The 23,055-nt window shown below is 44.9% G+C and carries 22 protein-coding genes; 1 reads left to right on the top strand and 21 read right to left on the bottom strand.

All coding sequences use genetic code 11. The annotated features are described in order from the left end of the window. Positions 1-2 precede the first annotated feature (2 nt). The 21 genes from ACFQS8_RS02520 to dapA all read right to left on the bottom strand — a co-directional run bounded on the left by ACFQS8_RS02520 (position 3) and on the right by dapA (position 20,788). Positions 3-1,667 carry a ribonuclease J gene (locus ACFQS8_RS02520; RefSeq protein ID WP_382165404.1) on the bottom strand — a complete coding sequence of 555 codons (1,665 nt, stop codon included), beginning with the start codon at positions 1,665-1,667 and terminating at the stop codon, positions 3-5. Between the two features lie 5 nt (positions 1,668-1,672). Beyond that, entirely contained in the window at positions 1,673-2,461 is a 789-nt protein-coding gene (locus tag ACFQS8_RS02515) for a type III pantothenate kinase (protein ID WP_382165403.1), read from the bottom strand. Positions 2,462-2,500: 39 nt separating this feature from the next. Beyond that, the gene (locus ACFQS8_RS02510; RefSeq protein ID WP_382165401.1) at positions 2,501-3,262 is read right to left on the bottom strand and encodes a biotin--[acetyl-CoA-carboxylase] ligase; all 762 of its coding nucleotides are present in this window, start codon (positions 3,260-3,262) and stop codon (positions 2,501-2,503) included. Continuing rightward, the gene (gene nuoN / locus ACFQS8_RS02505; protein ID WP_382165399.1) at positions 3,262-4,689 is read right to left on the bottom strand and encodes an NADH-quinone oxidoreductase subunit NuoN; all 1,428 of its coding nucleotides are present in this window, start codon (positions 4,687-4,689) and stop codon (positions 3,262-3,264) included. The genes ACFQS8_RS02510 and nuoN overlap by 1 nt, the downstream gene beginning before the upstream one ends. Positions 4,690-4,702: 13 nt before the next feature. Beyond that, entirely contained in the window at positions 4,703-6,175 is a 1,473-nt protein-coding gene (locus tag ACFQS8_RS02500; RefSeq protein WP_382165398.1) for an NADH-quinone oxidoreductase subunit M, read from the bottom strand. Further along, positions 6,175-8,451: an NADH-quinone oxidoreductase subunit L gene (gene nuoL / locus ACFQS8_RS02495; RefSeq protein WP_382165396.1), complete on the bottom strand. Its 2,277-nt coding sequence runs from the start codon at positions 8,449-8,451 to the stop codon at positions 6,175-6,177. The genes ACFQS8_RS02500 and nuoL overlap by 1 nt, the downstream gene beginning before the upstream one ends. A 20-nt stretch (positions 8,452-8,471) precedes the next feature. After that, positions 8,472-8,780, bottom strand: a complete 309-nt coding sequence (gene nuoK, locus ACFQS8_RS02490; protein ID WP_382165394.1) for an NADH-quinone oxidoreductase subunit NuoK — start codon at positions 8,778-8,780, stop codon at positions 8,472-8,474. A gap of 9 nt (positions 8,781-8,789) precedes the next feature. Then, positions 8,790-9,440, bottom strand: coding sequence for an NADH-quinone oxidoreductase subunit J (locus ACFQS8_RS02485; protein WP_382165393.1), 651 nt, complete (start codon positions 9,438-9,440; stop codon positions 8,790-8,792). A gap of 55 nt (positions 9,441-9,495) precedes the next feature. Continuing rightward, entirely contained in the window at positions 9,496-9,984 is a 489-nt protein-coding gene (gene nuoI, locus ACFQS8_RS02480) for an NADH-quinone oxidoreductase subunit NuoI (protein ID WP_382165391.1), read from the bottom strand. Positions 9,985-10,001: 17 nt separating this feature from the next. Then, the gene (gene nuoH / locus ACFQS8_RS02475) at positions 10,002-11,090 is read right to left on the bottom strand and encodes an NADH-quinone oxidoreductase subunit NuoH (RefSeq protein WP_382165389.1); all 1,089 of its coding nucleotides are present in this window, start codon (positions 11,088-11,090) and stop codon (positions 10,002-10,004) included. A gap of 11 nt (positions 11,091-11,101) precedes the next feature. Next, entirely contained in the window at positions 11,102-13,231 is a 2,130-nt protein-coding gene (nuoG, locus tag ACFQS8_RS02470; RefSeq protein WP_382165387.1) for an NADH-quinone oxidoreductase subunit NuoG, read from the bottom strand. A gap of 5 nt (positions 13,232-13,236) precedes the next feature. After that, a complete protein-coding gene (gene nuoF, locus ACFQS8_RS02465; RefSeq protein ID WP_382165385.1) occupies positions 13,237-14,547 on the bottom strand; it encodes an NADH-quinone oxidoreductase subunit NuoF in 1,311 nt (436 codons plus the stop codon). Beyond that, positions 14,547-14,747, bottom strand: coding sequence for a hypothetical protein (locus ACFQS8_RS02460; RefSeq protein WP_382165383.1), 201 nt, complete (start codon positions 14,745-14,747; stop codon positions 14,547-14,549). Before ACFQS8_RS02460 ends, nuoF begins: the two co-directional genes overlap by 1 nt. A gap of 5 nt (positions 14,748-14,752) precedes the next feature. Then, the gene (gene nuoE, locus ACFQS8_RS02455) at positions 14,753-15,847 is read right to left on the bottom strand and encodes an NADH-quinone oxidoreductase subunit NuoE (RefSeq protein WP_382165381.1); all 1,095 of its coding nucleotides are present in this window, start codon (positions 15,845-15,847) and stop codon (positions 14,753-14,755) included. Positions 15,848-15,850: 3 nt separating this feature from the next. Further along, positions 15,851-16,201, bottom strand: a complete 351-nt coding sequence (locus ACFQS8_RS02450; RefSeq protein ID WP_382165379.1) for a nuclear transport factor 2 family protein — start codon at positions 16,199-16,201, stop codon at positions 15,851-15,853. Beyond that, complete coding sequence (locus ACFQS8_RS02445) at positions 16,198-17,397, bottom strand: NADH-quinone oxidoreductase subunit D (RefSeq protein ID WP_382165377.1); 1,200 nt, start codon at positions 17,395-17,397, stop codon at positions 16,198-16,200. Before ACFQS8_RS02445 ends, ACFQS8_RS02450 begins: the two co-directional genes overlap by 4 nt. A 5-nt stretch (positions 17,398-17,402) precedes the next feature. Continuing rightward, a complete protein-coding gene (locus ACFQS8_RS02440) occupies positions 17,403-18,032 on the bottom strand; it encodes an NADH-quinone oxidoreductase subunit C (RefSeq protein WP_382165375.1) in 630 nt (209 codons plus the stop codon). After that, positions 18,029-18,568, bottom strand: a complete 540-nt coding sequence (locus ACFQS8_RS02435) for a NuoB/complex I 20 kDa subunit family protein (protein WP_382166572.1) — start codon at positions 18,566-18,568, stop codon at positions 18,029-18,031. The genes ACFQS8_RS02440 and ACFQS8_RS02435 overlap by 4 nt, the downstream gene beginning before the upstream one ends. Before the next feature lie 31 nt (positions 18,569-18,599). Continuing rightward, positions 18,600-18,974 carry an NADH-quinone oxidoreductase subunit A gene (locus ACFQS8_RS02430; RefSeq protein WP_382165373.1) on the bottom strand — a complete coding sequence of 125 codons (375 nt, stop codon included), beginning with the start codon at positions 18,972-18,974 and terminating at the stop codon, positions 18,600-18,602. A gap of 445 nt (positions 18,975-19,419) precedes the next feature. Next, positions 19,420-19,896, bottom strand: coding sequence for an SsrA-binding protein SmpB (gene smpB, locus ACFQS8_RS02425; protein WP_382165371.1), 477 nt, complete (start codon positions 19,894-19,896; stop codon positions 19,420-19,422). A 16-nt stretch (positions 19,897-19,912) separates the two neighbouring features. Continuing rightward, positions 19,913-20,788, bottom strand: a complete 876-nt coding sequence (gene dapA / locus ACFQS8_RS02420; protein WP_382165369.1) for a 4-hydroxy-tetrahydrodipicolinate synthase — start codon at positions 20,786-20,788, stop codon at positions 19,913-19,915. Between the two features lie 112 nt (positions 20,789-20,900). Here dapA and ACFQS8_RS02415 point away from each other — a divergent pair, with 112 nt between their 5' ends. After that, positions 20,901-23,039: a lytic transglycosylase domain-containing protein gene (locus ACFQS8_RS02415; RefSeq protein ID WP_382165367.1), complete on the top strand. Its 2,139-nt coding sequence runs from the start codon at positions 20,901-20,903 to the stop codon at positions 23,037-23,039. Positions 23,040-23,055 lie beyond the last annotated feature (16 nt).

The raw sequence follows: 23,055 nt of genomic DNA, 5'->3' as shown, positions 1-23,055 counted from the left end.
TTTTACACTCGCAATATTGCAATATCGACAAGTGGGCGCTTTCCAAATAGCCCTTCAGCTGACTTTCGTACACTGCGCAAAAGCGCACGCTCGACCTTATCATCATCTTCCATATCTTTTGCAGCAAGCCGCTCCATAGCTTCCTCGGCAGCTTCATCTAGTTGATCCAAGCTTTCATCCGCCACGCGCCCATCAGTTTCCGAAAATCCTCGCGCACTTACAAAAGGCCCGTCCTTCAATCGTCCGCGATCATCTATAGCTACGCTTACACTTAAGTGACCAGACCAAGACATTCTTCGACGTTCTTGCATTCCACCCGAGTGTTCTGGCGTGAGACGATTTCCGTCTAAGAAAAGTCGCCCGGTTGGAACTTCATCAACAACTTGAACTGGACCAGGAAAAAGTCGAATTACATCACCATTGTTTGGCGAAATTGCTTCAGGCACCTGCATAGAGAGCGCATATCTAGCATGCTCTAGAATATGGCGTCGCTCACCATGAACCGGCACTGAAATCTGAGGCTTTGCCCACTGGTACATACGTCTAAGTTCATCTCGACAAGGGTGCCCTGATACATGAATATGCTCTTGCCGATCTGTAATAATTTTAACGCCATTTTCAGCTAGTGAATTTTGCAGATCAAATATCCCGCGTTCATTACCTGGGATGACCCGAGAGGAAAACAGTACCGTATCTCCCTCCCCCATTTTAACCTGTGGGTGGCTGCCATTTGCGATTTTGGATAAAGCTGCCCGTGGCTCACCTTGAGAGCCAGTACACAAATAAAGAATATTTTCTGGAGCGAGGTGCTGAGCTTCCTCAGCATCGACAAAGTGAATATCTTTTAGCAAACCAACTTCTTTGGCCGCATCTGTAATACGAAACATCGAACGACCGACCAAGCACACTGAACGCTCATTCTCGACAGCAGCAATGCAACAGCTCTCCAGCCGAGCTACATTGGACGCAAATGTCGTTATAGCTACTTTGCCTTTTTGCTCGGCAACTACTTTGATTAGGTTTTCACGAACCGTTTCTTCTGAGCCGGATTCACCATCCTCAAATACGTTTGTTGAATCACAAACAATCGCCAGAATACCTTCATCTCCAAGTTCTTTTATCCGCTTTTCATCGAACCCTTTGCCAAGCATTGGATTAGGATCAATTTTCCAATCACCAGTATGAAAAACTACTCCAGCTGGTGTCCGAATAACAACCCCGTTGGGTTCTGGAATAGAATGAGTGAGAGTTACATATTCAATATCAAAAGGCCCGATAGTTCTTTTATCACCTAACTCAACAATATTGAGCGGAACTTCTTTATCCAGCTGCTTTTCTTTGAGTTTTTCATTTATCAAATATGCTGTAAAAGGCGTGGCATAGAGTGGAGCTCTTAAACGAGGCCACAAGTGTGCAAGTGCACCGATATGGTCTTCGTGAGCATGCGTAAGCACTATGCCGTCAATCTGGTCTCTAATAGTTTCAAGAAATGCCGTATCAGGCATTATCAAATCAATACCAGGCGTATCAGGCCCACCAAAAGTCACACCGACGTCCACAATTAGCCAGCGACGATTTGCACCACTGCCATATGCGTAGGCATTTAAATTCATGCCGATTTCACGGCATCCGCCTACTGGCAGAAACAATAATTCGTCTTTTGTCATAATTATTACTTTGTTGGCGCGATTTTAGAATTGCGCTGATAAAGAACCAATAAACCACGAATGGTTAGGTCCGGATCAAAATGATCAATAGTTTTTGTCGCTCCTTCAAACAAAGAAGCAACTCCGCCTGTGGCAACTGTTGTCATGGGAGTACCATATTCAGACTTTATTCTGGTAACAAGACCATCAATAAGCTCCATGTACCCCCAAAATACACCCGATTGCATTGCTGATACAGTATCTGTACCAATCACCTTTCCACTTGCTGGCGGTTGAATAGCCACTCTAGGCAATTTAGCAGATGCATCATGTAAGGCCCGCATTGAGAGGTTTATTCCAGGCGCGATTATCCCCCCCTCGAAACTACCGTCTGCCCCAACTATGTCAAATGTGGTTGCTGTACCAGAATCTATAACAATCATAGGGCCTTTATAAACCTCTAAAGCCCCCATCGCGTTTACTAGTCTGTCCGCACCGACTTCTGAAGGCTTAGGAATTTTGACATCAACGTCTAGCTTAACATTTTCTCCTATTACCATAGGCTCCACATTAAGGTATCTGCGAGACAAATTCCTCATGTTAAACAATCCCTGAGGAACAACAGACGAAATAATACATGCATCAATATCTTTTAGTGTAAGACCATTGATAAACATCAATTGAGTTAGCCATACGGCATAATCGTCCGCTGTTTTTGTAGAATCTGTAGCACTACGCCATTGTGCTCTCCAATTTTCGCCATCATGAATAGCAAACAGTGTATTTGTATTTCCAGTATCTATGGCGAGAAGCATATCTTTAACGACCTTAATATATTAAATTTCGCTTGTATCTTATCTAACTGTCTCAACATCACCAGTGGAAATTTTAATCAACTCTCCTGATGATAGTTCTAATAGTAACAATCCTGCCTCATCAATGCCGCGCATCTTACCATGCCTCACCATTGTTCCATCTACTACTGAAATTTGGCTGTTTAGCCCTTCCGCATGCGCCATCCAATCTTTACGGATTGGATCAAATCCAAATTTCAAAAGAGAATACAAACGTTTTGAAAAAGTCATTTTCAAGCAATTTAGCAGTATATCTGCATTTACGTTGATGTCTGGAGCGACTTCTTTCAAGCAGATCGTAGCTTGGTTCGTAACTGGCGCTTCTAGGATATTAACTCCTAAGCCCACTACTACCCAATTTATTCCACCTTTTATTTGCCCGCTCTCAATCAGAATTCCAGAAAGTTTCCTTCCCGCTAAACGTAAGTCATTAGGCCATTTTAGTTGAATATCTTTTGTTGAAATACTCAGTTCCTCGATAGCGTCCAATACCGCTAACCCTGACAGAAAGCTAAGCTTTGAAATAAGTTCAAATGGCGCATCAAAAGGAAATAAAACCGATGCTGACAGGTTTCCCCGGGGTGCCTCCCAAACTCTGCCAAGCCGGCCTTTTCCATGAGTTTGTTGACGAGCGGCTAACCATACAGGCCCCATATCACCTGCTAAAGCTCTCCGCTTGCCCTCCATATTGGTGCTATCAATCTCATCAAACCATTGAATCGGCCAAGCATGAGCCAATGCCGCTTCAAGTAAATTCGACATTACCCAGCTGCCGCAGCTGTTCCAACGACATTGGAAAGCCAGCCGAACCAAATTACCAATACAGGCATAGCTAGGAAAGTCGCTCCATAAATAGTTACGGTGACCATACCATCCGCTGATTGCAATGCTTCATCATCAGATTGTTTAGCCCACATAGCCCAAATTATACGAAGATAATATCCAAGCGATGCAACTGAGGCGATAACCCCAACACCCACTAACCAATACAATTCAGACTTTAACGCGGCTTCAAATATTACCCATTTTCCAAGGAAACCCGCCATTGGTGGAATACCAGCAACCGAGAAGATAAGCACCGTCATAGCTACAGCTAATCCGGGACGAACTGTGGAAAGTCCGTTTAGATCAGAAATATCTTCAACCTGACCGTCACGTCGACGCATTGCGAGTACTATTCCAAATAGTCCCAATGTAGTGAGAACATAGACCGTCATGTATATCAGAACGGCGCTAGACCCATTCACTTCCCCTGAGGCCACCGCCATTAGAGCGTAGCCAACATTCCCAATGGAAGAATAGGCTAGAAGGCGTTTGATGTTATTTTGAGCTAGACCGCCCAAGGCACCTACAAGCATGGAAGCAGCAGAAACTATAGCTATGATGAGCATCCATGAATCTTCGTAAACACCAAAAACTGTAAACATGATGTTAGCGAGCACCGCTACAGCAGCAAGCTTGGGAGCGGTAGCAAAAAAAGTCACAACCGGAGTAGGAGCACCTTCATATACATCAGGCGTCCAAACGTGAAATGGTGCCGCGGATGCCTTGAATGCCAAAGCTATCAGAATTAGTACCAATCCAAATGTCAGACCAATGCTCTGTTCTGCACCAGCAATCTGTTCAAACCCTGTATGGCCGGTAAAGCCGTACACAAGAGAAGATCCAAATAACAGTAAACCAGAAGCTAAAGCACCCAATACAAAGTACTTCAGCCCGGCTTCAGCAGATCTACGACTATCACGGTTGAACGCCGCTAATACATATGAAGACAGAGATAACATCTCTATTCCCATGTATAGTGTCATTAAATTGTTCGCTGATAGCATAAAGCCCATACCAGCAGAACCAAACAGAACAAGCAGAGTATATTCAAACTTGTTCATATTCTCGCGATGTAGGTAACGACCAGCTACAAGCAACGCTATAGCAGCAACCCCATAAGAGACTGTCTTCGCAATAGCTAAAAACGGTGTGACTTTGTAAAGCTCATTAAACGCAGTCGCCGTGTCTGTTGTTGATTGAGATGCAGACAAAACAGCTGCACCAGCGAGCGCAAGCCCTCCCATCAATCTTGATAAACCGTTGAAACCTTGTTTGAACGCAGCTCCTAATAGTACGCCAACTAAAGCCACACCTATAAGCAACACCTCGGGTGCCGCGATGGAAATGTCGTTTAGAATATCCATGTTACACCCCTACCTATTTACTCATCAAACTCAGCACTTCAACAGCTGAAGTTTCTGAAATATCGAAAATTAGTGACGGGAAAACTCCCAAAATCAAAGTACCTAAAGCCAAAACAAGAAGTATAAATGCCTCTCTTAACGAGACATCCTTCATGGCTTGTACTTGCTCACTTTTAATCACACCAAACACTGTCTCTCGGAACAAAGTAAGCATGTAAACTGCTGAGAGGATCATACCTAAAGCCGCACCAGCTGCAGCCCATGGGTTGGCCATGAAACCACCAATCATAGACACGATTTCACCGATAAAACCTGAAGTTCCCGGCAAACCAACATTCGCCATTGTGAAGAACATGAAAATTGCAGCATAAATTGGCATTCTGTGTACCAGACCACCATATGCAGATATTTCACGCGTATGCATTCGGTCATAAACCACGCCGACACACAAGAACAATGCTCCAGAAATCAATCCGTGAGAAAACATCTGAAAGATAGCACCTTGGATACCTTCTTCGTTCATCGCGAATATACCCAAAGTCACCAACCCCATGTGCGCTACGGATGAATAGGCGATCAACTTTTTCATATCCGTCTGACGGAAAGCAACCAAAGAAGCATACACTACCGCAATAACCGATAACGCAAAAACAAGCGGCTGGAATAACTGGGAGGCATCAGGAAACATCGGTAGAGAGAAGCGAAGCATCCCATATCCACCCATCTTAAGCAGAACACCCGCAAGAATAACAGATCCTGCTGTTGGGGCCTCAACGTGAGCATCAGGAAGCCATGTGTGAACAGGCCACATAGGAAGCTTAACCGCGAAAGATGCAAAGAAGGCAAGCCACAGCCATGTCTGAACCTCAGGAGAGAAAACGTGCTGTTGAAGAGTTGGAATGTCCGTCGTTCCAACGGTAACGTAAATGTAGATAAGCGCAGCTAACAAAGCTAACGAACCTAGTAATGTATACAGAAAGAATTTGAAAGCAGCGTATAACCTATTTGCTCCACCCCAAATCCCAATAATAATAAACATCGGGATCAAGCCACCTTCAAAGAAGATGTAGAACAACACCAAGTCCATCGAACAAAAAACGCCCAACATTAAGGTTTCTAATATGAGAAACGCAATCATGTATTCGGCAAAGCGATGCTTGATATTATTCCAACTAGCCAACACACAAAGCGGCATCAAGAAAGTTGTCAGCAAAATCAGAAGCATGGACATTCCATCCACACCTAATTTATACGATATTTGTCCAAACCAAGGGTAGTTTTCAACTAACTGATACCCTGTCGCTGATGGATCAAATTCAGACATTGACCACAAAGACAATATAAACGTCGCTAAAGTGATTACCAAAGCTGCCAGTCTCACGGTTTCGCGTGACTGTTCACCAACTACCGAGCGAGTTAATAATATTATTAACGCACCGATACAGGGCAAAAAAGTAATCATTGAAAGAATAGGAAACGCCGCCATCAGTTTGCTCCTGATTGGCCAAATAAGGCCACCGCACCAAACACCACTGCTGCTATGAGTATGATAAATGCGTAGTGATATAGATAACCTGTATGCAATCTGGATAGACCACTTGCACCAGCTTTAGTTAGATAGGAAACCCCATTAGGTCCAAGTCCATCGATGAGTTTCTTATCACCAACTTTCCAGAATAGATCTCCTAGAGCTTTGGCCCCTTTCACAAAGACGAAATCGTAAATTTCATCAAAGAACCATTTGTTGAATAAGAAACCATGCATCGGCCCCGAACGTTCTCCCATGGAACGAGGGATATGCGGTAACATTCCGTAAAATATAATCGCGAGCACTAGACCAGTCATCCAAGACACAAATGGTGCCCAGAGCACCCAAGTCGGTGGATGAACGCCGTGATGACCACCATGATCTTCTCCATGTGCGGCTTCTGATCCATGAGCATCCACGACTTCATGCACCTCATCATGACCTTCAGAATCATGTGCTTTAGCAGCTACAATGTGTTCCGTTACTGCCGCGTGGCTATCCAAAGATGCTTCGTCATGGTGAGTTTCCACGACTTCTGCATTATAAATAGAACTGCCCCAAAATTTAGTATTTACTTTAGTCAACTCACCAATAAACGCACCATAGAACACAACACCTGCAAGTACTGCTCCACCACCTAGCAGGTATAAAGGCATACCCATCACTAATGGTGCATCATGCGCGTGATCATAGTCATGCTTGTTTGCACGTGTTTTGCCATGGAAAGTCATAATCATCAGACGCCATGAATAGAAACTCGTTAGCAATGCTGCGACTATACCAGCCCAGAACGCAAATTGAGAATATAGACCGCCCGATAGGAACGCTTCTTCTAGGATCGCATCTTTAGAAAAGAAGCCCGCAAAGCCGATATGTGTTCCTGGAATCCCCACACCTGTAATAGCGAGAGTTCCGATCAACATCATCAACCAAGCTATTGGCATTTTGGCACGAAGTCCCCCCATTTTACGCATGTCTTGTTCATCAGCTAATCCGTGAATTACTGCACCAGCAGTTAGGAATAGCATTGCTTTGAAAAAGGCATGAGTAAACAAGTGGAACATAGCAGCGTCATAGGCACCTACTCCCGCTGCAAAGAACATATAGCCCAATTGAGAACACGTGGAATAAGCAATAACTCGCTTAATATCGTTTTGTGTTAAAGCTACAGTAGCCGCAAATATTGCTGTTGCAGCACCCACAAACGTTATCATTGCTGAAGCGTAAGTCGTGTACTCATAGATCGGAGAACAAAGTACAACAAGTACAACTCCTGCAGTCACCATTGTTGCTGCGTGGATCAAAGCTGATACTGGCGTTGGACCTTCCATAGCATCTGGCAACCACACATGGAGAACCAATTGTGCTGATTTACCCATCGCACCGATGAACAAAAGCACACCAACAATTTCCATAGCAGGAGCAGTTACCCCAAGAACAGAAATAACAACGTCTTGAGCGTGAGCTGCCTCTCCAAAGGCAAAAGGCGTTACTGTTGCATTTGTTTTGATGGCTTCAAACACAGGAGCAAACTCGACGCTTCCAAACACTAAGAATACGGCCATGATTCCTAAAGCAAACCCAACATCACCTACACGGTTAGTTACGAAAGCTTTGATAGAAGCAGCGTTTGCAGAAGGTTTGTGATACCAGAACCCGATCAATAGATATGATGCTAGACCAACTCCTTCCCATCCAAAAAACAGCTGAAGAAAGTTGTCTGCCGTAATCAACATCAACATCATGAATGTAAACAAGGAAAGATAGGAGAAGAAACGCGCGCGTCCCAGATCGTGCGACATATATCCCCAAGAATAGATATGCACGAGAGAAGACACACTTGTAACTACGAACATCATCACAACAGACAATGTATCTATGCGAATTGCCCAGTCGGCCTGAAGCGCACCGATATCCAACCAGCGTGCTATAGTGACAATCTGTGTGTCACCTACGCCTTCACCCGCAGCGAAGAACTGGTTGAAAAACAACAATGAAGCACAAAAAGCGGCAGATACAACCAAGCCCGTAGTTGCGATCATCGCTATCTTGTCTAAACGCGCACGTCCAGCAGAGATATGAGCATGATGATCATGTCCATGTTCTGCGTCGTCTTTAGCGAGTTTGGTGAATTCGTCGTTGTGAGGCGTGAAAAGGTTCACGGCACCCCCAATAATTGCACCAAATAAAGGTGCAAATACAACAACTATTGCAGCAAATGATTGCCAGCCCATGCCCCGGTCTCCTTACCCGCTTAACCGCGCATCATGTTAACGTCATCCACGGCAATTTGGCCGCGGTTACGGAAGTAAACAACAAGAATAGCAAGCCCTACAGCTGCCTCTGCTGCCGCTACCGTCAAGACGAGCATGGCGAAAACCTGACCGGTGATGGAACCGTTGAAAGCAGAAAACGCTGCCAGGTTTATATTAACAGACAACAGGAGGAGCTCAATCGCCATCAAGATGACAATGATATTCTTCCGGTTTACGAAAATTCCAAAAACACCAATGGTGAATAAAACCGCCGATAAGGCGAGATAGTGTCCTAAGGTCAGGTCCATTTGCGCCTCCTAATTCCTTTGCTCAGGATGTACATCAATACCCTGACCTGAATTTACATTTAGAATTTCTACCGCGTCCTCGCGGCGACGAGCCGTTTGCTCATCCACTTTTTGACGTTTAACGTCTGGTCTATGCCGAAGTGTCAAAACGATAGCTCCAATCATGGCCACTAACAGAACAACACCTGCCATTTGAAAAAGTAAGAAATAGTCGGTGTACAGCACATTCGATAGCGCTTCAGCATTCGTTTCAGCACCAGGACTAGGATCAAACCCTCTGCCATCGTCAAACACTGCAGAGGTCGCAATAACAGCAATCTCTGCTAAAAGTGCAACTGCTATAATTCCACCCATCACCATGTAATCAGCGAACCCCTTTCGCATTTCTGCGAAATCAACGTCCAGCATCATGACAACAAATAGGAAGAGGACAGCGACTGCCCCCACATAAACTACTATCAAAAGCATTGCGAGGAATTCAGCCCCTATTAACACTAATAGACCAGCAGCAGTGAAAAATGACAAAATCAACCATAATACAGAATGAACTGGATTACGTGATGCAATCACTGATATGGCCGAAAGTACTACGACCGTTGAGAGTATATAAAAAGCGATCAGCTGCACGCGCCCGCCTCGTCTTTCTTCTTGCTTCAGCAATCCAAAGTGATTGCCCTTTTGCTAGTTTCCTAGCTGACTAAAATTCCAACCTTACCTAGCGGTAACGAGCATCAAGCTCTAGGTTTTTCGCAATCTGTCTCTCCCAACGGTCACCGTTGGAAAGCAAACGATCCTTATCGTAAAACAGTTCTTCTCTTGTTTCGGTCGAGAACTCAAAATTTGGACCTTCAACAATTGCATCCACAGGACACGCTTCCTGACAAAACCCACAGTAAATACACTTTGTCATATCGATATCATAGCGTGTCGTACGCCTTGAGCCATCCGAACGAGGCTCCGCTTCAATAGTGATTGCCTGCGCAGGACAAACTGCCTCACAGAGTTTACAAGCTATGCAACGTTCTTCACCGTTAGCATACCTACGCAAAGCATGCTCACCTCTAAATCGCGGACTAAGTGGTCCCTTTTCAAAGGGATAGTTAACCGTTGCTTTTCTTGAAAACATGTAGCGCATGGCCAATGCTAATGCAGATAGCAAATCAGAAAGCATTGCGCCTTTAATGGCTTGAGCGATACGGGACATAATAAATCCTTCCTAACTTACGCAACAGCGCCATTTTTAACAAACACGACATAAGCTGATACTGCGATTACTGCGAACAAAGATGTAGGTAGGAAGATTTTCCACCCGAGTCTCATCAACTGATCATACCTATAGCGAGGAACGATAGCTCGAACGATTGCAAAGAGGAAAAAGAAGAATACGACTTTTATCGAAAACGAGCCGAAATAAATAAGGCTGGAAAGTAAGCTACCATCTTTTATCCCGACATCCGCTGGGCTGAAGAAAGGTAGATACCACCCACCAAAAAACAGTATCGCCATCAAAGCGCACATCAATACGATAGCGACCTGTTCAGCCAAATATATTAGCAAAAACGGTGAAGATGAATATTCAACTTGGTAACCAGCAACGAGTTCAGATTCAGCTTCAGGGAGATCAAACGGTGCCCTGTTTGTTTCAGCCAAAGCTGAGATAAAAAACATAACAAACATTGGGATCATGATCAGAGCCAATAGGATATTTCCACCGCCCAATACGTTCCAATTCCAGAATCCACCCTTTTGAGCTTCCACCACATCAGTCAAGTTCATTGAACCTGCTAACATCAACACGGTAACGAGTATGAAACCAATAGACACTTCGTACGATACCATTTGAGCAGCGCTACGAAGACCACCTAAGAAGGGGTATTTAGAATTAGAAGCCCATCCGGCCATAATGATACCGTAGACACCTAACGACGACATCGCAAAAAGGTACAATATACCAACATTTAAGTCAGAGTTCACCCAACCTGGCGCAACAGGAATAACCGCCCATGCTAATAATGCCGTTACAGTGGAAATTATCGGTGCCAACATGAAGACAGTCTTATTCGCACCAGCAGGAATAATAATTTCTTTGAGTACAAATTTCCCAAAATCAGCAAACGACTGGAGCAATCCAAATGGGCCCACCACGTTTGGCCCTTTACGAAGCATTGCACCAGCAAGGACCTTTCGGTCCATCCATAAAAGCAGCGCAATTGAAAGCAGCAAAACAACTAAAAATCCGAGTACTTGTGCTGCTGACAACAATACAGCCAACCAAGGATTATTATTCGTCCATTGCAGAAAGAGTTCCATTGTCTTTTATCCTACTCTGCAGCTGTTGACAGCTTGTGAACTGCAAGTTCAGCACACTCAGCCATTGTTTTAGATGCTCTCGCAATTGGATTTGTTAAGTGAAAAGCTCCTACAGCTTCTGCAAAAGGCGCATCACTCATTTGTCCAATTTTACCGAATGGTAGGCTTAGAACCTCTCCTGTTGGGAAGGGAGCTACATCCAGACCTTTAAAAACAGGTTTATCCTGGTTCATTTTAGAACGAAGTTCTGTCAAACTATCGTAAGGTAGAGGCGCGCCCAATTTTGTCGATAAAGCTCTTAGAATAGACCAATCTTCTCTAGACTCACCTTTAAGCCCTACAGCACGTTGTGTTCGCTGTACCCTACCTTCTGTATTAACATAGGTAGCTGACTTTTCTGTATAAGTTGCAGACGGCAGGATAACATCTGCGCGATGCGCACCTTCATCACCATGGGTACCAATGTACACTACAAACGCTTCACCAAAAGCATCTCCAACTATCTCATCGGCTCCTAGAGAGATAATTGTCTCGATGCTACCGTTTTGCGCTCCATTCAAAATACCTTTGACATCTAAACCATCTTCGATGGGTAAAAAGCCAATGTCCAACCCACCTACACGACCAGCAGCATTGTGAAGTACGTTAAAACCGTTCCAAGCCTCTTCGTTTTCAGATGCAGAAGTGAAACACCCAACTTGCTCGGCCAACTGAGACACAGATGCTAGCACGGACGCACCATCTTCCCGAGAAACAGCACTTTGTCCTAATATTATCATAGGCCTACGTGCTTGTTTTAACATTTCAAACACTTCGTTTTCAGGCTTGAGGCTTTGTAGCGCTTCAATTCCATTGCCGAGGTGCGTGTAGCTATATGTTAAGTCTACGCTTTCCCCTATCAAGGCAACCGGCATATCCCGGTGCAGCCAATTCTTACGAATTCTCGCATTTAATACGGCAGCTTCTTTACGTGGGTTTGCACCTATTATGAGCACGTAGTCGGCGTCATCAATTCCCATAATCGAGGAATTAAAAATGTAACTTTCTCGCGGCAGTAAATTACCATCAATATCAAGCGCTAATTGGGCTCCGTCTTGGCGACAATCTATAGATTTCACACCTATTGATCGTAACAGATCTAAGGTTGCTTTCATCCCCTCAACGCAAGCTAAGTCACCGGCTATTGCTGCAATTTTTGAAGCGTCCCCTTTTAACTTCGATGAGACCAACTCAAGCGCTTCATCCCAAGATGCAGCCACCAATTTCCCGTTTTTACGGATAAAAGGCTTATCCAGACGCTGACGTCCTAAACCATCGATAGCAAAACGGGTTTTATCAGAGATCCACTCTTCGTTGATCTCTTCGTTTATTCTTGGCAGAACACGAAGTACTGCTGATCCACGTGCATCAACGCGAATAGACGCCCCCATAGCGTCCATAACATCTACGCTCTCAGTTTTTCTTAATTCCCAAGGTCGAGCATTGAAAGCATAAGGCTTAGACGTCAAAGCACCTACCGGACAAAGATCGATAACATTCCCTGAGAGTTCAGACTGGAGCGAAGCCTCAAGATATGTCGTGATTTGCGCGTCTTCACCGCGACTAATCAGACCAATTTCTTCAACGCCAGCTACTTCAGCAGCGAACCGAACACAACGCGTACACTGAATACAACGCGTCATTATAGTGTTTACCAAAGGCCCCATGTTTTTGTCGTCGACAGCGCGTTTTGGCTCTCTATAGCGACTAACAGAACGACCAAACCCCATAGCTTGATCTTGAAGGTCACATTCACCACCTTGGTCACAAATCGGACAATCTAGGGGGTGATTAATTAGAAGAAACTCCATCACACCATTGCGGGCCTTTATAGCCCGCTCAGACTTTGTCGAGATTTGTGGAGGTGATCCATCTTGGTTGGGCCGCATATCACCAACTGCTTGTGCACAAGATGCAATCGGCTTAGGCGCTCCGACCCAATCAACCAGACACATACGGCAGTTACCGGCAATAGAAAGACGTTCATGGTAACAAAAACGCGGAATCTCGGCTCCGGCTTCTTCACATGCCTGTAAAAGAGAATAATTGCGTGGAACTTCGACTTCCACTCCGTCGACAACAACTTTTGCAGTATCAGCCATTTAAACTACTCCGCCGCTGCTATGGTTGCGCCCGGCACATGCGGACGGCCAATACGATAACTTGTTATGCGCTCTTCAATTTCAGAACGGAAATGACGAATAAGCCCCTGAACAGGCCATGCAGCTGCATCGCCTAGAGCACAAATTGTGTGTCCTTCGATTTGGTAAGAGACGTCAAGCAACAGATCAATTTCAGAAGCTTCTGCTTCCCCTCGTACCATGCGCTCTAGTACACGCCACATCCACCCTGTGCCTTCACGACAAGGCGTACATTGTCCACAGCTCTCGTGCTTATAGAAATACGCTAACCGAGCGATGGCTCGCACAACATCTGTTGACTGATCCATTACGATCACAGCCGCAGTTCCCAAACCAGACTGTACGGCGCGCAAAGCATCAAAGTCCATCAGAACATCATCACAAATTTCTTTAGGAATCATCGGCACCGAAGAACCGCCAGGAATAACCGCTTTGAGATTCTCCCATCCTCCGCGAACGCCACCACAGTGCGTCTCCAACAATGTCTTCAAAGGAATAGACATTTCTTCTTCAACATTGCAGGGGCGATTCACGTGACCTGAAATAGCAAAAACCTTTGTACCTGCATTATTGTCACGCCCAAATTTCTTGAACCAACCTGCACCGCGACGCAATATTGTAGGAGCTACAGCAATCGACTCAACATTGTTCACTGTCGTAGGGCACCCATAAAGTCCGGCATTCGCTGGAAATGGTGGTTTCAAACGTGGTTGCCCTTTTTTACCTTCAAGACTTTCGAGTAACGCAGTCTCTTCACCACAAATATAAGCACCCGCACCATGATGTAAGTAGATATCGAAATCCCACCCAGAACCACATGCATTTTTGCCAACTAGGCCAGCTGCATATGCTTCATTTATGGCTTGCTGCATACGTTCACGTTCAAAAATATACTCGCCGCGCAGATAAATATAACAAGTGTTTGCACGCATTGCGTAAGAAGCAATCAAGCAACCTTCGATAAGTAAATGCGGATCATGCCGCATAATATCACGGTCTTTACAAGTTCCTGGTTCTGACTCATCAGCATTTACAACCAAGTAATGAGGACGTTCCTTTACCTCTTTTGGCATAAACGTCCATTTTAAGCCTGTAGGAAAGCCCGCTCCCCCGCGTCCGCGCAAACCTGAAGCCTTAACCTGCTCGCAGATCCACTCAGGACCGAACTGCATAAGTTCCTTTGTAGAATTCCAAGCACCGCGCATCTTGGCGGCCTCTAGTGACCAATCGTGGTGGCCATATAGATTTGTAAAAATGCGGTCTTTATCGAGCAGCATTACTTTTGCCCCTTGCTAGCACGAACGAAAGTAATAACAGCAGGAAGGGAGAATCCCACCCCTGCAACTACCCCGATAGCGAGCCAAATAATTTTATCGGTTGAAAGCCAAGCAATAACACCACCACCCAGACAAACGCTCTCCATCACTGCTGCTATAAGCAGTGCTTTCAACTCTGGTTTTAGCGGCTTATTACTCATAGCCTCTAGTCTTTCTTTGCTTCAGTTTTGGACTGGCGTTGCGAAAATTCAGTTTCTTCACCAGCAGCAAGTAACTTGGATTGTGAAATCCAATTCTCTCGCTCTACTCGCCCTTTGAAACTCAAAAAGGCATCTATCCAATCAACATTCTCTTCCGTCCATTCAGCAATTTGTGCAAAATGAAAAACACCCAAAGAGTTTAATGTTTCCTCTATCTTAGGTCCTATCCCCGAGATGCGCTTTAAATCATCTGAAGAACCATTTAACGGTTCAGCAAGAACTGACGGACGAGCCTCATCTTCTAGTGAAGGTTTATTGCCGACATCTTTTGATGCAAACGTTTTTGTATCACCAAAATTAGCAGAACTCTTATCTTCTTTTACTTTTTGAGGCGCTAGCTCTGTAGCTCCATTAGAGGAAGCAACGACCTCTTCTTTTTCAGATTCAGGTGCACCAGGTATCGTTTTTAATGGTGTAGCTAGGGAGCCATCATAGAGGGACTCATCTAGCAAGCTTGTTAATCCGCCTTCAGGCGCGCTCGTCTGACGGTCAACCCTTGTTCCTGGCTTTGGGTTCTTGCCTGCAACAAGTTCGTCAAGCAATTGCCCCATACTGTCAGCATCTAAGTCCTCATAGTAATAGTCATTAACTTGAGCCATAGGCGCATTTACACATGCTCCTAAACACTCAACTTCTTCCCATGACAATTTACCATTTGCGCCCACATGACCTTTGTCACCAATTTTGGACTTACATACCGAGATCAAATCATCTGAACCACGAAGCATACATGGCGTTGTACCACATACTTGGATATGGAATTCACCAACTGGCTGCATACGAAACATTGTGTAAAAAGTCGCCACTTCATACACGCGAATATATGCCATCCCTAAACGTTCGGCGACTTCTCTCATCGCAGGTTCAGATAGCCAACCTGCGTTGTCCTTCTGCGCGAGCCATAACATCGGAATAACTGCTGATCGTTGCCTTTCGACAGGATATTTCGAAAGCCAGAACTGAATTTTCTCTTCTGTTTCGGCTTTAAAGGTGAATTCGCTTCCACCAGCCTCAATGTCAAATCGACGAATACTACTCATTATCTAACCCGCTTTGACGTATTCAATGCGTGAGATACGCGCATTATTTATCGTATAAATACAACCAACCTGAAAATCTGGATCACCATTGCCTCGGTCAACCAGTTCATGATCAATGACTGTATTACCCAAAACCATACGAGACATTAGTTTTGCCCGATTTTTGGGGAAATCTCCAAAAATCCCAACATGCCGCTCACGAAAAGCACCGATGCCGCTGCAAATAGCTTCCCCTAGATAAGAAGTTACAAAAACTTCGTCAGAAAAACACCCGCAAAAAGCATCTAAATCTTGAGCATTATATGCATCTAATTGTGCCTGAACCAGCTGTTCAGCATTCAGAGGAGAATTCATCGATCTATCTCCCCAAAAACGATATCCAAAGACCCCAATATTGCTGAAGCATCAGCTAATTGATGGCCCTTACAAAGATAGTCCATCGCTTGCAAGTGAGCATATCCAGGAGCTTTAATCTTAGTGCGATACGGACGGTTTGTTCCATCAGACACCAGATACACACCAAACTCCCCTTTAGGAGCTTCTACACTTGTATATATTTCACCTGCAGGAACGTGAAACCCTTCAGTATACAATTTGAAGTGATGGATTAAGGCTTCCATTGACCCCTTCATCTCACCTCTACGAGGCGGCGCATATTTAGAGCGTTCAGGAAGAACCGGTCCTTGAGGTATCTGATCAATACACTGCTTTATGATCTTTACTGATTCACGCATCTCTTCCATGCGGCACAGGTAACGATCATAACAATCGCCGTTTTTACCTACAGGAATACCAAACTCAAGCTCAGAATAAATCTCGTAAGGTTGCGACCTACGCAAATCCCACGGCATGCCGGAACCACGGACCATCACACCTGAAAAGCCCCATTCCAGAGCATCAGCCGGAGTCACCTTACCAATATTCACGTTCCGCTGCTTGAATATGCGACTGTTTGTTAAAAGCCCTTCAATATCATCAAGGACTTTCAGGAATGGATCACAAAAATCATATATATCTTCCAATAATTCCGGTGGAAGATCTTGGTGCACACCACCCGGTCGAAAATAAGCGGCATGCATACGGCTACCAGACGCCCGCTCATAAAAAACAAGAAGCTTCTCGCGCTCTTCAAACCCCCAAGTGATAGGAGTCAAAGCACCGACATCCATCGCTTGTGTGGTTACATTCAAGAGATGCGACTGCAGGCGGCCAATTTCAGAAAAAAGCACGCGAATGAATTGAGCCCGACGCGGCACAACTACGCCAGTAAGGTTTTCAATCGCCAAACACCAAGCATGTTCTTGGTTCATCGGCGCACAATAATCCAATCGGTCAAAATACGGCAACGCTTGAAGATATGTTTTATACTCAATGAGTTTTTCAGTACCTCGGTGCAGAAGGCCAATATGAGAATCCACACGCTCAACAATCTCACCATCCAGTTCCAAAATCATACGCAATACACCGTGCGCAGCTGGATGCTGTGGACCAAAATTGATCGTAAACTTTCGGCTATCTAAATCGTTAGAGGATGAAGTTCCATCAGCCATAATACTTAAGCCTCTTCCTCGTCAGCTTTCTCATCACCAGGAATAACGCTTTGCATTCCTTCCCATGGTGATAGAAAATCAAAATTTCTATACTCTTGTACTAGCTTCACGGGTTGATAAACAACACGTTTTTCGACCTCATCATAACGAACTTCAACATGCCCAGTTAATGGGAAGTCCTTCCTCAACGGATGTCCTTCAAAACCATAATCTGTCAAAATTCTGCGTAGATCTGGGTGACCAGAAAACAAAATTCCGTACATATCGAAGGCTTCACGCTCATTCCAATTCGCGCACGGAAATAGCTCAACAAGGCTAGGCACAGAATTCTCTTCGTCCGTTACAACCTTTACCCGCAAGCGCTGATTCAAACTCATGGACAACATGTGATACACAACCTCAAAACGCTCTACGCGAGCGGGGTAATCTGCACCACAAATATCTACTAAAGTTTCAAATTTACACTGTGAATCATTTTTCAGAAAACGCATCAGCGGCAAGATCTGGTCACGGACACAAGTCACGACCAGCTCATCTCGAACCACTTCGCACGTTTTAACCGCGTGTGGCTGATTTGTTTCTATATGCAGCGCCAATTCCTGCAGAGAGGCAACATTGATATAAGATAAACTCATCTGTCTATCGTCCCCTCACGACGTATTTTCTTCTGCAATTGCAGCAATCCATACATTAAAGCCTCGGCCGTTGGAGGACACCCAGGCACATAAACATCAACAGGCACAATCCGGTCACACCCACGAACAACCGAATAAGAATAGTGGTAATATCCACCACCATTAGCACACGACCCCATGGAGATCACATAACGTGGCTCAGCCATTTGATCGTAAACCTTACGCATCGCCGGGGCCATTTTATTTGTTAGGGTTCCAGCTACAATCATTAGGTCAGATTGTCTTGGCGTCCCACGTGGAGCCATCCCAAAACGCTCCATATCGTAGCGAGGATTAGCTGCGTGCATCATTTCAACAGCACAACACGCCAAACCAAAACTCATAAACATCAAGGACCCAGTACGCGCCCAACTAATAGCATCGTCCAACTTTGCGACAACAAACCCTTTGTCAGCTAATTCATCAGAAACACCAGCAAAAAAGGGGTCATCGCCACCTATTTTTGAAACACTTTTATTTGCGGAACTATCAGACATTGAAGCCGAAGCGTTTTTCGTACTCATTTGATTACTCCCACTCCAGCGCACCGGAACTCCACTCGTATATAAAACCAATAGTCAACACGCCCAGAAACACCATCATTGACCAGAACGCAGCAACATTTCCGGCATCGACCTGAAAAATCCATGGAAAGAGAAAGGCGACCTCAAGGTCAAATATGATAAACAAAATAGCGACCAGATAAAATCTGATATCAAACTTCATCCGCGCGTCATCAAACGGATTGAACCCACATTCATAAGCTGAGTTTTTTTCAGGATCCGGATTATTTGGCGACAAAACCGTCGAAGCTAAGAGAAAGGCAAGACACAAGGCCACACCAAACACAAAGAATATGACGACTGGCAAATAATTTAGGACGAGTGATTGAACGTCTTGCATTATAAATTCCTAGCAGTTTGCGGATCGGCCTAAGATGCTTTGGCTTTACGTGCAAGGTGCCAGATGCCTAACATTTCCAATCTAGTCAAAAATGAAGCCAGCCTATGGCAAAATTACCTCACACACCCAAACACCAAAGAGGTCAATTAGCGTGCTTCGCTTTAGCAAAAGTTAACTAACAAGCAAAGGTAATGATTGCTTATTTATTCAAATAATTGAGGATTAAACCAAAAAGACCGCCGATTTCTGCGAACGATACAACACGATCTCTCGCTTTTAACGAACAGAGCCCTCACTGTGTGCCAAAAAATATATCATCTCCCGTCATTAAAGAAACTAAAGCAATCCACACCTTGCGCTCTGATTTTTAATTTTACTCAAACGCCCCTGTGCGACAAAATGCCCGCACCAAATCAACAGCCGTCCGCATACCAGAAGAATAATATTAGCCCTTAGCCCGCATCAAACGTGCCTTCTGCTTATCCCAATCTCGCTTTTTCTCTACATCGCGTTTATCGTGATTTTTGCGCCCCTTCGCCAATCCCAATAGAAGCTTTGCCAATCCACGATCATTGAAATAAAGCTTAAGCGGCACGATAGTCATTCCATCTCGCGAAATCCCTTGATTAAGCTTAGCCAATTCTTTTTTCTTCAACAGCAGCTTACGCATACGCAAAGGCTCGTGATTAAATTGTGCTGCTGGTGGGTAGATAGGGATAGTTGCATTTACCAAAACTAACTCACCATTCTCATCACGCGCATAACTCTCTGAGATATTAGCGCGCCCCATGCGAAGCGATTTAACCTCCGTCCCAAGCAGCATCACTCCTGCTTCCATAGTATCCACAACCTCATAGTTTCTACGAGACTGCCGATTCTCAGCGATGAGACTGTTTGAATCGTTCTTTTTCGGTTTAGCCATGACTTATCTACACCCTTTACAGGACGCCCGCCTCTTTCATAGCAGTTCTGATTTCAGCTTTAACCAAATCAGACTGAATAGGAAGAATCGGACGCCGCACATCTGGTTCACATAGCCCCAATTCTGCGAGCGCAAATTTAGTCGGCGCAGGACTTGGCTCCAGAAACAAAGAACGGTGCAACCTCTGTAGGGTTCCGTTTATTTTTCTGGCTGTGTCATAGTCTCCAGACGCCATAGCATTCTGCATATCAGCACACGCTTTAGGCGCAATATTTGCGGTAACTGAAATACAGCCACTCCCACCCATTGCATTAAAACCAACTGCACTCATATCATCGCCACTCAACAGCACAAAATCTTCAGGACATATGGACTGATGCCAAGACACACGCCCCAAATCTCCAGTCGCATCCTTTATAGCGATGACATTAGGGTGCTTTGCTAATTGCCCCATAGTCTCAGGCTCTAGATCAGAAACCGTTCTTCCGGGTACGTTGTATATGACCAATGGAAGTTGAACAGCATCTGCGATACCAGTAAAATGTGCGATCAAACCTAACTGAGAAGGACGGTTATAATATGGACACACTGTTAGCGCAGCGTGCGCTCCAATAGCTTTTGCATGTTCCACCAATCCTATCGCCTCACGAGTCGAATTTGAGCCCGCACCCGCAATGACCGGAATCCTTCCCGCCACTATCTCAACGCACAATTCAACAACACGGCGGTGCTCGTCATGTGACAAAGTTGCACTTTCGCCAGTCGTCCCACATGGCACAACGGCATGGGTTCCAGCCTCTATTTGCCGGATAACCATTCTTTCAAATGCTTGCTCGTCTACTTTTCCATCGCGAAAAGGTGTGACTAGAGCTGGGATAGACCCTTTAAACATCGCGTCCTCCGTTTCGAGTCGATATTTTGGAAATTTATTAAAACGCTCACAGCATGTTCACATTTTAAAGCTAATCAGTTCTTATTCGCGTCACACACAGGTTTTGCAAGTCATGAAAAGAATTCTTTGTCCAGCAATCTTTATTTTATTTGCTGCAAACTCCACAGCTCTCGCAATTCCGACTGCGCCTACACTCAAACCGAGCGCTAACATCTACTCAAAAATTGTAGAACCGCAAACATATAAATTATTATCTGATGCACTTGATGCCGCCGATTCAGGAAACTGGGACCTAGTCCGCAGTGTTTACAAATCATCACAGGACGAATCCGTCAAAGACCTATTGCTGTGGAAACTTACGACTAATGCGTCTGCTCAACCTACTTTTTCTGAGTTAAAATTTGCATTGTCCAGTTTGAATGACTGGCCCAAACGAATCGAAATGCAGAAACAAGCAGAAAACCTACTTAAGGGCCTCTCACTACGTGATTCAGAGCTATCTGCATGGTTTGATGAATACCCTGCGGTCACGGGGGGCGGAAAATTACAATATGCTCAATTGTTAGAAAGACAGAATAAAAGCCCAATTGCGTTAGCAACTATAAAGGATATTTGGTGGAATCACGCCCTATCCTCTACCGACCAGCGGGAATTATTACTGCAATTCGCAAAAGATTTGAATGCGATAGACCACGCCAAACGTGTCGACATGCTTTTGTGGAACAATCAGCGCAGTGACGCCAAATCTCTCTTCTCTCGTTTGAACTCAGCTGACCGTGAGCTTGCAGAGGCACGCGTTGGCTTGATGGAAGGTCGACGAGGCGTTGATTCTCTTATTGAGGATGTTCCAAGTAAAAAACAGTCAGACCCCGGCCTGCTATATGAGAGAGCACGCTGGAGGCGTAAAAGAGCAAACAATAGAGACGGCGCAATTGAAGTTTTATTAGATATCGACCCATTTAAAACGTCAGAAACAGGACGAAGAAGAATCTGGAGCGAACGCAGCTACCTCCTTCGCGACCTTATAAAAGAAAGAAGATGGGACGAAGCCTATAAGATGGCAGCAAATCACGGTTTAAGCGAAGGTGTGAGTTTTGCCGATGCTGAGTTTTATGCCGGTTGGGTGGCGCTACGCTATCTAAATAAACCCGCCATAGCATTTAAACACTTTGATACACTCACAAAGGGCGTAAGCTCCCCAATAAGTCACGCTAGAGGCTTATACTGGAGAGGAGAATCTTTAACGGCGATGAATTCGTCAGAAGATAGCACAGATGCAGCCTCCAAAATAGAAAGCTTGAAACCAGCAATAGACACAAACGAATCTGAACCAAAAACACCTATCACAATATCTGAAGCCGCCAGGGAAAGTTACGAACTAGCTGCGCACTACAACTTCACATTTTACGGCCAAATGGCCGCTGAACGCTTAAAGGCTATGGGATTAAGCGATGCTCAACTCGACTTCGCCCTACCCGACCTCGCAACAGAGGAAGAAACGCAGAGCTTTCACAGTAGAAATGTAGTTAAAGCCGCAATAATGCTCGCAGATTCAGGAAGACTAAACTCATTTGAACGTTTTTCCTATCATCTAGATGACTTACTAAAAACACCGCAAGAACACCAACTTCTATCTGATTTAGCAGTTCATTATTTGGAACCACGCGCAGGCGTGAGAGGCGGCAAAGCAGCACTTGCTAAGGATCTCGTTGCTCCCAATGCCGCGTTTCCAATAATTGAACTTCCAGAAAGTGCACGTTCTGGAATCGCAGAGCCCGCACTTGTAATGGCCCTCTCTCGCCAAGAAAGCGAACTTTCGCCTCAAGCCGTTAGCCATGCAAATGCACGTGGAATGATGCAATTGCTTCCCTCCACGGGCCGCTTAACGGCGAGGCAAGTTGGTCTACCTTACCGTGAAAGTTGGCTCACGGATGACCCTACCTACAATCTCAAAGTGGGAAGAAGCTTTCTCGACGACTTAATAGAGGATTTTGACGGCTCTTACATTCTAGCACTTGCAGCTTACAACGCAGGGCCAAGTCGCCCAAAACGCTGGATAGAAGAGTATGGTGATCCTCGTAAAGGTGAGATTGATCCCATTGATTTCATTGAGAGCATCCCATTTTCAGAGACGCGCAATTATGTGCAACGTATTCTTGAAAATGTTCAAGTTTACCGCCATCGCCTCAGTGGAGATCCTACCGATATTAAGCTGATTGAAGATTTATCGCGTGGTGGTGTGCCACAATAAATTTTCAGGTTATGGT

This window comes from Hirschia litorea (genome assembly GCF_042665075.1).
GTDB lineage: Bacteria > Pseudomonadota > Alphaproteobacteria > Caulobacterales > Hyphomonadaceae > Hirschia > Hirschia litorea.
The sequence above is the reverse complement of the archived record's forward strand: the minus strand, read 5'-3'. Positions and strand labels throughout refer to the sequence as shown.